Annotated in this window: 8 protein-coding genes; 2 read left to right on the forward strand and 6 right to left on the reverse strand. The window is 65.9% G+C overall.

Annotated elements, in window-relative coordinates; genetic code table 11:
- Positions 1-21: 21 nt before the first annotated feature.
- Positions 22-453, forward strand: a complete 432-nt coding sequence (locus P1K30_RS21195) for a DUF1489 family protein (RefSeq protein WP_275634788.1) — start codon at positions 22-24, stop codon at positions 451-453.
- Positions 454-483: 30 nt separating this feature from the next.
- Here the strand turns inward: P1K30_RS21195 and P1K30_RS21200 are convergent, their stop codons facing one another.
- The 4 genes from P1K30_RS21200 to hisS form a co-directional block, all read right to left on the reverse strand.
- Positions 484-1422 carry an outer membrane beta-barrel protein gene (locus P1K30_RS21200; protein WP_275634789.1) on the reverse strand — a complete coding sequence of 313 codons (939 nt, stop codon included), beginning with the start codon at positions 1420-1422 and terminating at the stop codon, positions 484-486.
- 135 nt (positions 1423-1557) lie between these two features.
- A complete protein-coding gene (gene hisG, locus P1K30_RS21205) occupies positions 1558-2256 on the reverse strand; it encodes an ATP phosphoribosyltransferase (RefSeq protein WP_275634790.1) in 699 nt (232 codons plus the stop codon).
- Positions 2253-3353, reverse strand: a complete 1101-nt coding sequence (locus P1K30_RS21210; RefSeq protein WP_275634791.1) for an ATP phosphoribosyltransferase regulatory subunit — start codon at positions 3351-3353, stop codon at positions 2253-2255. The genes hisG and P1K30_RS21210 overlap by 4 nt, the downstream gene beginning before the upstream one ends.
- Positions 3353-4891, reverse strand: coding sequence for a histidine--tRNA ligase (gene hisS / locus P1K30_RS21215; RefSeq protein WP_275634792.1), 1539 nt, complete (start codon positions 4889-4891; stop codon positions 3353-3355). Before hisS ends, P1K30_RS21210 begins: the two co-directional genes overlap by 1 nt.
- A 112-nt stretch (positions 4892-5003) precedes the next feature.
- Between hisS and P1K30_RS21220 the strand changes: the two genes are divergently transcribed.
- Positions 5004-5213, forward strand: coding sequence for a SlyX family protein (locus tag P1K30_RS21220; RefSeq protein ID WP_275634793.1), 210 nt, complete (start codon positions 5004-5006; stop codon positions 5211-5213).
- 114 nt (positions 5214-5327) lie between these two features.
- Here P1K30_RS21220 and dnaE read toward each other — a convergent pair whose 3' ends face one another.
- Complete coding sequence (gene dnaE / locus P1K30_RS21225) at positions 5328-8858, reverse strand: DNA polymerase III subunit alpha (protein WP_275634794.1); 3531 nt, start codon at positions 8856-8858, stop codon at positions 5328-5330.
- A 238-nt stretch (positions 8859-9096) separates the two neighbouring features.
- Positions 9097-9912: a DUF6544 family protein gene (locus P1K30_RS21230; protein ID WP_275634795.1), complete on the reverse strand. Its 816-nt coding sequence runs from the start codon at positions 9910-9912 to the stop codon at positions 9097-9099.
- Between the last annotated feature and the right edge of the window lie 34 nt (positions 9913-9946).

A 9946-nucleotide genomic window follows, 5' to 3' on the forward strand; every position in this document is an offset into this window, starting at 1 on the left:
GTGCCGAGTGGGGAAGATTCTGTGGATAAGTATACACACCTTGTGAAGCTGTCGGTCGGGACCGAATCCGTCGAGGATCTGGTCGCGTGGCAGCGTAGCGGACTGTCGGTCGCTCCGGACGGGCGGCCCCGCCACGTCACGCGCATGTGGCCCAAACGCGAGGCAGAAGTGCTGAACGGCGGGTCGATCTATTGGGTGATCAAGGGCGTCATCCAGTGCCGCCAGAAGATCCTGCGTCTGGACGAGGTCGTGCGCGAGGACGGCATCCGCCGCTGCGCCATCGTGCTGGACCCCGAGATGGTCCGCGTCGCGGCCACACGCAAGCGCGCGTTTCAGGGCTGGCGGTATCTGGCGCCGTCCGATGCGCCACCGGACCTGACCGGAAACCGTCAGGGGGAAGACCCCCTGCCCGCCGCGCTAAGTGCCGCGTTGGCCGAAATCGGGGTGTTGTAGGCGCGCCGCCCGAAAGCGGCGCCGCCCGGATCAGAACGTGCTCAGCACCGACGAGGTGATCGCGCTGTGGCGCCCGTTCTGCACCGCACCGGCGGTCGAGTTCAGCGGCAGCTTGCCGCCCGAGCCGCCAATCGGCAGCGTCAGGCCAAGGCGCACGGTGCTCATGTCGCCAGAGTAGCCGCCGTAATTGACCTCGGACTGCGCAAGCTCAAGGCTGACGGTCAGGGGCAGTTCGATGGTATTGCCAAGGTAATAGCTGCCGCCGATGCCGATGGTGTTCATATCCACGCTGTCGCCCGCCGAACTGATCGTCATGTGGCTGACACTGCCGAACAGGCCAAAGCCATTGCCGAACTGATAGGTGCTGGCGATCTCGAACAAGTCTGCGTTGACGGTCACGCCCGAGTCCTCGACCGACGTGCGGATCAGGTTTCCGGCGAAGGACAGGCGGTCACTGGACAGGACGCCAAGACTGATGCCGTAGTCCTGAATGTCCGTGTCCGGACCGATCTCTGGGTCGGTGTCGGTCAGGCCCCAGAAGACCTCGGTCCGCCAGTTGGTGCCCACGTAGCCGCCGGTCAGACCGTAAGACGTGGCATCAAGGCTGCCCGACAGTCCGGTATCGTCCAGCGACGCGTATTCGACATAGCCGCCGACCGTGTAGGGACGGTTGGCGAACCGATAACGCGGCGCGACGGCGAAAGAGGTGATCGACGCACTGCCCGAGATGTCGTCGGATTCAAGCCCCGTATATCCAAGGTCCAGCCCCATGCTGAAGCCGCTGTCAAAGCGCACCCGCCCGCTGGCGTCGATGGTGTAGCTGGTGAAACTGGTGTCCGTGTCGGACACCTCGCCAAAGCCAAGGCCGACGGTCGCCGTGGCCGTCCAGTCCTGAGCCTGCGCCTGCGCCGCCGGGATCGAAAGCGAAGCCGCGACGCAAAGCGCCGCCACGTGTGCCGGGTTGGTCATGAAACTGCTCGTTGTCGTTTTGTTATGTGCTTCACATAGCACCAAATCCGGCCCGTGCGTAACGTAATCGTACACCGTGCCACTTCGCCCGCGCATCGCGTTGCGACACAACCACAGCGGGAACCCCGGCGCGCGTCAGCCGTCGAGGTCCAGCATCCGCATCAACGCAAGGTACGCGTCCCGTTCGCCGTCGGCCCAAGGCGCGTTACGCGACTTGAACAGCGTGGCCTGACTGCGGTGCACGGGTTCGCCACCGATGATCTTCAGGTGGTTGGCCCGCAGCGTCTCGCCGGTCGAGGTGATGTCCGCGATGGCTTCGGCGGTCAGGTTCTTTACCGTGCCTTCCGTCGCGCCCTGGCTGTCGACCAGCAGATAGTCGGCCACGCCATGTTCGCGCAGGAACTCGCGGACCATGCGGTGGTACTTGGTCGCGATCCGCATCCGGTGTCCGTGCAGGCGGCGGAAGTTCGAGGCGACGGCATCCAGATCGTCCAGCGTCTCGACGTCGACCCAAGCGCGCGGCACGGCGATGATCAGGTCGGCATGGCCGAAGCCAAGCGGCGCAAGCTCTTTCACCGACTGGTCCCAATGGGCCAGCTTCTCACGCACCAGATCGGTGCCCGTGACGCCAAGGTGAATCCGCCCGCGGTGCAGTTCGCGCGGGATCTCTCCGGCCGACAACAGCACCAGTTCGATGCCCTCGACACCCTCGACGACACCGGAATATTCGCGTTCGGACCCGGCCTTGGACAGGGTCACGCCGCGCGATCCGAACCAGTCGAAGGTCTTCTCCATCAGCCGACCCTTGGACGGCACACCCAGCTTCACGGTCATCGGTCGGCCTCCGCCAGCAGCAGCGCCAGCGAGGGACGCACCACGCCCCCCACCGCCGGGATCGCGTCGCCGCCGCCCAGCGCGCGGGTCAGCGCGTCATAGCGCCCGCCCGTCGCCACCGGCGGCAGGTCGGGCCGCGCCATAGACGACAGGCCAAAGACGAAACCGTCGTAATATTCCATCGAGGTCCGGCCATAGCCGCCCTCGAACTCCAGCGCGTCCACGTCGACGCCCAGCTTGGCCATCGCGTCCAGCCGCGCCTCGACCTTCGCCACGGCAGGGGCGATGGCGGGCATGTCGACGGCGATGTCGCGCAGGCATTCCAGCGCCATCGGGGCGCTTTCGCGCAAGGTCACGATCTGGTCCAACAGGTCGGTTTCGGCAGCCGACAAAGGCGGTTCATCCGCATCGGCGACCAGCACCTTCAGCCGCGCTTCGATCTCGTCCTGCGACCGCAGGCCGATCAGCGGCCCGGCTTCGGCCAGCACGTCCTTGCCCGCGGTGTAGGCCGCCAGAAGCTCTGCCCGCCCGGCGGGTTTCGCCGCGCGGCCGGAATAGCGGTCGACCAGCGCCCGGAACCGGCGCGGGCGCCAGACATGGCGCAACAGCGCGCCCTTGCGGAAATCCGGCGTCGACAGCCCGCGCACGGCGGCCAGCAGGATGCCGATGTCGCCGATCACGGCCCGCAGGTTCATATGCGCCAGCGCGCCCGAGAACAGCGCGAACACCTCGGCGTCGGCAGCGGCCGGGTCGGCGCCATCGAACAGTTCGAACCCGACCTGATCGTATTCCGGGGGCCGGTCGCTATCCAGTTCCTGAATCCGGAACACCTTGCCGGCATAGGCATAGCGCGCGGGCGTCGGCCCGCCCTGCATGTGCATCTGGACCACCGGCACGGTGAAGTCGGGCCGCAACATCATCTCGCCCGCCAGCGGGTCGGTGGTGACGTAAGCCCGGGCGCGGATATCCTCGCCATAAAGATCCAGCAGCGTTTCCGCTGGCTGCAACACCGGAAGATCGACAAGCTGTCCGCCCGCCTGCCGGAACAGGTCGGTCAGCCGAGCGATCTCGGCGTCCAGCGCCATGTTGCCGCTCATCAGCCCAGCTTCTCTTGGACGTAGGCCAGAAGGTTGCCGCGCGCGATTTCTTCCTGCGCGGGCTGTTCCTTCCATTCCTCGTGGCTCATGCCCTCGGCCAGCGCCTTGCCCAGCACAAGGTCCTTGACGGTCACGACGCCGCGCGCCTTCTCGTCCTCGCCCTCGATGATCGCGAGGGGGCAGTCGCGCTTGTCCGCGTATTTCAGCTGATTGCCGAAGTTCTTGGGGTTGCCCAGATATACCTCGGCGCGGATGCCCGCGCCACGCAATTCGGCGGCCATCTTCTGATAATCGCCCATCCGGTCGCGATCCATCACGGTGATCAGCACCGGGCCTTGCGCGGTGCCGCCGACGCGGCCCTTGGCGCGCAGCGCGGCCAGCAGGCGGTCGACCCCGATCGAGATGCCGGTCGCCGGCACTTCCTGCCCGGTGAACCGCTTGACCAGATCGTCATACCGCCCGCCACCGGCAACCGAGCCGAACTGACGCGGGCGGCCCTTTTCGTCGAGGATCTCGAAGGTGAGTTCCGCCTCGAACACCGGCCCGGTGTAATAGCCAAGGCCACGCACGACCGACGGGTCGATGATGATCTGTTCCGGGCCGTAGCCTTGGCGCGCTAGAAGTGTAGCAATCTCTTCCAGTTCATTGACGCCTTGTAAACCTTCCTGAGAGTACCGCACCACTTCGCGAAGCCGCTGAAGTGTAACCTCATTGGTCTCACCTTTCGCATGGAGAAAGGCCAGAAAGCCATCCGCGACATATTCCGGCAATCCTAGTCCATCGATGAATGCGCCAGAAGCATCCTTGCGGCCCGTACCGAGGAGTTCCCGCACGCCGCGATCACCGATCTTGTCGAATTTATCCAGTGTACGCATCACATTATCAGTTGATGCAATTAGCCGCGTTCTGAGGGTCTCGAACTCACGCTGACCTCGCTCCGATAGACCTTCCGGGAAAGTCATCTGCTTCTGTAGTTCAGCGACGCTTTCTATGATTCCGTTCAGGACCTTCCGGTTGTTGACCCGGATGATGTAGTCGCCGCGCGGAATGCCCACGGTTTCCAGCGCGTCGGCCAGCATGCCGCAGATCTCGGCATCCGCGGCGACGTTGGGCGCACCCACGGTGTCGGCGTCGCACTGGTAGAACTGGCGGAACCGCCCCGGCCCCGGCTTCTCGTTGCGCCAGACCGGGCCCATCGCGTAGCGGCGATAGGGTGTCGGCAGGTCGTTGCGGTGCTGGGCATAGACGCGGGCCAGCGGTGCGGTAAGGTCATAGCGCAGCGCCAGCCACGTCTTGTCGTCGTCTTCCTGCCACGCGAACACGCCCTCGTTCGGGCGGTCGACGTCGGGAAGGAACTTGCCCAGCGCCTCGACCGTCTCGACGCCCGAGCTTTCCAGCGCGTCGAAGCCATAGCGGCGATAGACCTCGGCGATCCGGTTCAGCATTTCCTGCCGCTCGGTGACCTCATGGCCGAAATAGTCGCGGAATCCTTTGGGCGTCTCTGCCTTGGGGCGCGGCTGTTTCTTCTGCTTGGCCATCGTGCTGTCCATCCGGTTGGGTTCGCGGCGCGGTCTAGCGGAAGGCCGCATTGGGGGCAAGGACGCCTGCGGCGGCTCGACAGCGCGGCCCCGGCAGGAGTATGGGGGTCGCATGAGCGATACACACCTGCACGCCCTTGAGGAAAAGCTGTCCCACCTGCAACGGGTGGCGGACGAACTGTCGGACATCGTCGCCGGACAGGCCCGCGACATCGAGCGCCTGCAGCGCCGCGTCGGCCTGCTGATGGAGCGCGAGGCCGAACGCGAGGCAGAGGGTGGCGGCACGGTTCCCCTTGCGGACCAGCGGCCGCCGCACTGGTAGGTTGGAATGGCGTAAGGGGGCTCTGCCCCCGTCGCTTCGCGACTCCCCCGAGGTATTTCGGAAGAGAAGAAGCAGGGGCGCGCTGCCGCCGGCCGGATAGGCGGTTGGTCGTGGTCAGGCGTCCTCGACCGTGACCACGCCGCCAAGCGATTTCAGGGCGCCCTTGATCTGCGGATTGATGTGGAACCTGTCGCCCAACGAGATCTCGACCTCGCCCGGCAGGTCGGGCGCCATCAGGCAAAGCTGCACGGGTCCGCGCGCGCGGGTTTTGGCCTCGGCCGTTGCCTTTTCAAGAAGCTCGGCAACCGCCGCCACCGCGGCCGCTTCGTCGACGAAGACCTTCAGCCCCATGCCGCCCGCGCCCGCCGCGACCGCGTCCACCGGCTGTGCGCCGCGCGCCAGCAGCTTCAGCTGGTCGGATTCCATCGTCGCCTCGACCGTCAGCACCACGTTGTTGCCGGTTTCGAGGTGTTCGCGCGCCGCTTCCAGCGTGTCCGAGAACACCGTGACCTCGTAGAGGCCCGTCGGGTCCGACAGCTGCACGAAGGCGAAGCGGTTGCCACGAGCCGACTTGCGTTCCTGCCGCCCCGCCACCGCGCCCGCCAGCTTTGCGACATGCGGGCCGCGTTCCGCCTTCGCGGCGACCTCGGCCAGTGTCATCACGCCCTGCCGTTTCAGCGGGCCCATGTAATCGTCCAGCGGGTGGCCCGACAGGTAGAAGCCGATCGCCTTGTGCTCTTCGGCCAGCCGTTCGTTGGGCAGCCAGTCGGTGACCGGCGACAGCCGCGGTTCCGGCAGGTCGTCGCCCGCCTCGCCGAACAGCGACACCTGGTTCGAGTTCTTCTGTTCGTGCACCGCCGCCGAGTAGGCCACCAGCCCGTCGAGCGATTCGAAGACACGCCGGCGGTTGGGGTCCAGTTCGTCGAAGGCACCGGCGCGGGCCAGCATCTCCATCGGGCGCTTGCCGATCCGCTTGAGGTCGACGCGGCGGGCCACGTCGTACAGGTTCACGAAAGGCTTTTCGCCCTTCTCGGGCGCGTCGGGGTCCACGCGGCGTGCGTCGACGATCATCTGCATGGCATCGGCGCCGACGTTCTTCAGCGCGCCCAGCCCATAGACCACGCGGCCTTCCGACACGCTGAACGTCGCCAGCGAGCGGTTCACGCAGGGCGGCACGATCTCGATCTGCAGGTTGCGGCGCACCTCTTCGGCGTAAACCGCAAGCTTATCCGTCAGGTGGATATCGCAGTTCATCACGCCGGCCATGAACTCGACCGGGTGGTTCGCCTTCAGCCACGCCGTCTGGTAGCTGACCACCGCATAGGCGGCGGCGTGCGATTTGTTGAAACCGTAGTTGGCGAACTTCTCGAGAAGGTCGAAGACCTCGCTCGCCTTCTTCTTGTCGACACCGTTGGCCGCCGCGCCCTTTTCGAACTTGGGCCGCTCGGCGTCCATTGCCTCTTTGATCTTCTTGCCCATCGCGCGGCGCAGCAGGTCGGCGCCGCCAAGCGAATACCCCGCCATGACCTGCGCGATCTGCATCACCTGTTCTTGATAGACGATGATGCCCTGCGTCTCGGCAAGGATGTGGTCGATCGACGGGTGCACCGAGGTGATCTCGCGCAGGCCGTTCTTGACCTCGCAATAGACCGGGATGTTCTCCATCGGGCCGGGACGGTACAACGCCACGAGGGCGACGATGTCCTCGATACAGGTGGGTTTCATGCGCCGCAGCGCGTCCATCATGCCCGAGCTTTCCACCTGGAACACGGCGACCGTCTTGGCGCTGGAATACAGCTCGTAGGTCTTGGCATCGTCCAGCGGGATCGCGTTGATCTGGTTCTCGGCGCCCTCGAAGGGTTCGTAGATCTGCGATCCGTCCGGCCCGGTGTGCAGGTCGCGGCCCTGCCCGTGGATCAGGTCGATGGCGTTCTGAATCACCGTCAGCGTCTTCAGGCCGAGGAAGTCGAACTTGACCAGCCCCGCCTGTTCCACCCATTTCATGTTGAACTGGGTGGCCGGCATGTCGGACCGCGGATCCTGATACAGCGGCACCAGCGCGTCCAGCGGCCTGTCGCCGATCACGACCCCTGCCGCGTGGGTCGAGGCGTTGCGAAGCAATCCTTCGATCTGCTGGCCATAGGTCAGCAGCCGGTCGACGACCTCTTCCTCGCGCGCCGCCTCGCGCAGGCGCGGCTCGTCGATCAGCGCCTTCTCGATCGAGACCGGCTTCACGCCCTCGACCGGGATCATCTTAGACAGGCGATCCACCTGGAAGTAGGGCAGCTGCAAAACGCGGCCGACGTCGCGCACCGCCGCCTTGGACAGAAGCGCACCGAAGGTGATGATCTGGCCCACCTTGTCGCGGCCGTATTTCTCTTGCACGTAGCGGATCGTTTCTTCCCGCCGGTCCATGCAGAAGTCGATGTCGAAGTCCGGCATCGACACCCGTTCCGGGTTCAGGAAGCGTTCGAACAGCAGCGAATAGCGCAGCGGATCAAGGTCGGTGATGGTCAGCGCGTAAGCCACAAGCGAGCCCGCGCCCGACCCCCGGCCGGGGCCGATGGGGATGCCGTTGTCCTTGGACCACTTGATGAAGTCGGCCACGATCAGGAAGTAGCCGGGGAACCCCATGCCCTCGATGATGCCCAGCTCGAAATCCAGCCGCTCTTGGTATTCCTCGGGCGTGACCGCGTGCGGGATGACGGCAAGCCGCGCCTGCAGCCCCTCGTTCGCCTGCCGCCGCAGTTCCTCGACCTCGTCGTCGGCGAACTTCGGCAGGATCGGCGCGCGCTTCTCGGCCTTGTAGGCGCAGCGTTTCGCGATCTCGACGGTGTTCTGCAGCGCCTCGGGCAGGTCCGCGAACAGCGCGGCCATCTCCGACGGGCTTTTGAAATAATGCTGCGGCGTCAGCCTGCGGCGCGGGTCCTGCTGGTCGACATAGGCGCCTTCCGAGATACAGATCAGCGCGTCGTGCGCCTCGTACATCTTCGACTTCGGGAAATAGACGTCGTTCGTCGCCACCAGCGGCAGCCCCAACGCATAGGCCATCTCGACATGGCCGCGCTCGGTCGCGCGCTCGGCCTCGGTCAGCGCGCCGTTCTCGCCCGGATGCCGCTGCAACTCGATATACAGCCGGTCCCCAAACGCGCCCGCCAGCTTTTTCACCAGCGCCTCGGCCTTCGGCATCTGGCCGGCAGAGATCAATTTCCCCAGCGCCCCCTCGGGCCCGCCGGTCAGGCAGATGACCCCCTCGGAATGGGTGCATAGCTCCTCGACCGACACCTTCGGCAATTCGCCGTGGCTGTCGAGATACAGGCACGAGTTCAGCTTCATGAGGTTCATGTAGCCGGCCTCGTTCTGGGCCAGCAGGACCACCGGCGCGGGCGGGCGCGGCTTCTCTCCCGGCTGCACCGGGTCGTAGTCCACGTCGACCTGGCATCCAAGGATCGGCTGCACCCCGGCACCGCTGGCCATCACCGAAAATTCCAGCGCACAGAACATGTTGTTCGTGTCGGTCACGGCGACGGCGGGCATCCCCGCATCGGCGCACAGACCGGCCAGCTTCTTCACGGGCACGGCGCCCTCCAGAAGCGAATACTCGGTGTGCAGGCGAAGATGGACGAAGCTGGGGGACTGGGTCATGCGGCCACGCTATCCTACAGATGGGCGGGGTGGAATCGTGAAATCGCATCCCCGCGCGAACCGGTCAACGGTGCCGCAGCGGCCCTGCTTCTTCTCTTTCAAAATACCTCGGGGGAGTCGCGGCACGCGACGGGGGCAGAGCCCCCTTACGCTGCTGCCTCAGGCGCACCTGCGGTGCGACGGGGGCAGAGCCTCTCTTTTCACCGCGCGGGCAACGCAGACCCGAACGCCCCCACCGTCAGTGGTCGATCTCGTAGCTGGTGACCCGGCCTTGAAAATAGGCGTCGTACACACCGCCTTCGACATAGCCGACCTCCCCTTCGGACGGGATTCGCCGGGTGCCGATCATGCGGTAGTTCCGAAAGTATCCGCGCCAGTCGCACAGGACAACGCCACCGCCCGGCTGCAGCTTGGGGCGGTCTTTCGCGAAGAACTCGACGATGTCGCCCGCGCCGTCGAACCGGAAGCGCACCGAAACCGGACCGCCAGCGGCCTCCAGCGTGGCCACCGCGTGGTCCTCGTCCTCCATCCGCCACGAGACCGACGGATTGCCAAGGATCGCATCCGGCGCCCACGGCAGCTCGGCCAGGTAGCGCATCGCTTCGCCCCGGTCCACGTCGGCGCCTTTCGCCTCGATGATCCGCACAAGGCCAAGGATCTGGACCCGCAGCCGCCCGGCCCCGTTCACGAAACTGTCCACCACGCGCACCTTGGTGGTGCCGCAGAACGGTCGCCAGCCTTCCCACACGAACCCCGGTTCGCCCGTCGCGATGGTCTGCCGCGCTTCAAGCCAGTACCACGGCCCGCCCGGTTCGCGCTGTAGTTCCGCCAACTGGGTCAGGTGAACGCGCGCCGCGATGTCGTCGGCCGAGGCGTCGCATCGCTGGGCGAATTCGCGGACCCGAGGCGGCAGACGGTCGGTCACCGGAACCGGGCGCGTGCGGCCCAGCTTCGCCTCGAAACCGGCGACGAAGGCTCCGAAGCGCGCCCGCGCGACAAGCAGGGCAAGCAAAAGCGCCGCTGCGCCGATGCCGACGATGGTAAGGACGCCCATTCTGCCCGGTCTCTCCTGCTAGCCCCTGCCTGCC

This window comes from Psychromarinibacter halotolerans (genome assembly GCF_029168315.1).
Taxonomy (GTDB): domain Bacteria; phylum Pseudomonadota; class Alphaproteobacteria; order Rhodobacterales; family Rhodobacteraceae; genus Psychromarinibacter; species Psychromarinibacter halotolerans.

Coding starts and splice junctions, on each gene's coding strand:
- P1K30_RS21200 (WP_275634789.1), bottom strand. CDS start 1,422: ATGACCAACCCGGCACACGTGGCGGCGCTTTGCGTCGCGGCTTCGCTT.
- hisG (WP_275634790.1), bottom strand. CDS start 2,256: ATGACCGTGAAGCTGGGTGTGCCGTCCAAGGGTCGGCTGATGGAGAAG.
- P1K30_RS21210 (WP_275634791.1), bottom strand. CDS start 3,353: ATGAGCGGCAACATGGCGCTGGACGCCGAGATCGCTCGGCTGACCGAC.
- hisS (WP_275634792.1), bottom strand. CDS start 4,891: ATGGCCAAGCAGAAGAAACAGCCGCGCCCCAAGGCAGAGACGCCCAAA.
- P1K30_RS21220 (WP_275634793.1), top strand. CDS start 5,004: ATGAGCGATACACACCTGCACGCCCTTGAGGAAAAGCTGTCCCACCTG.
- dnaE (WP_275634794.1), bottom strand. CDS start 8,858: ATGACCCAGTCCCCCAGCTTCGTCCATCTTCGCCTGCACACCGAGTAT.
- P1K30_RS21230 (WP_275634795.1), bottom strand. CDS start 9,912: ATGGGCGTCCTTACCATCGTCGGCATCGGCGCAGCGGCGCTTTTGCTT.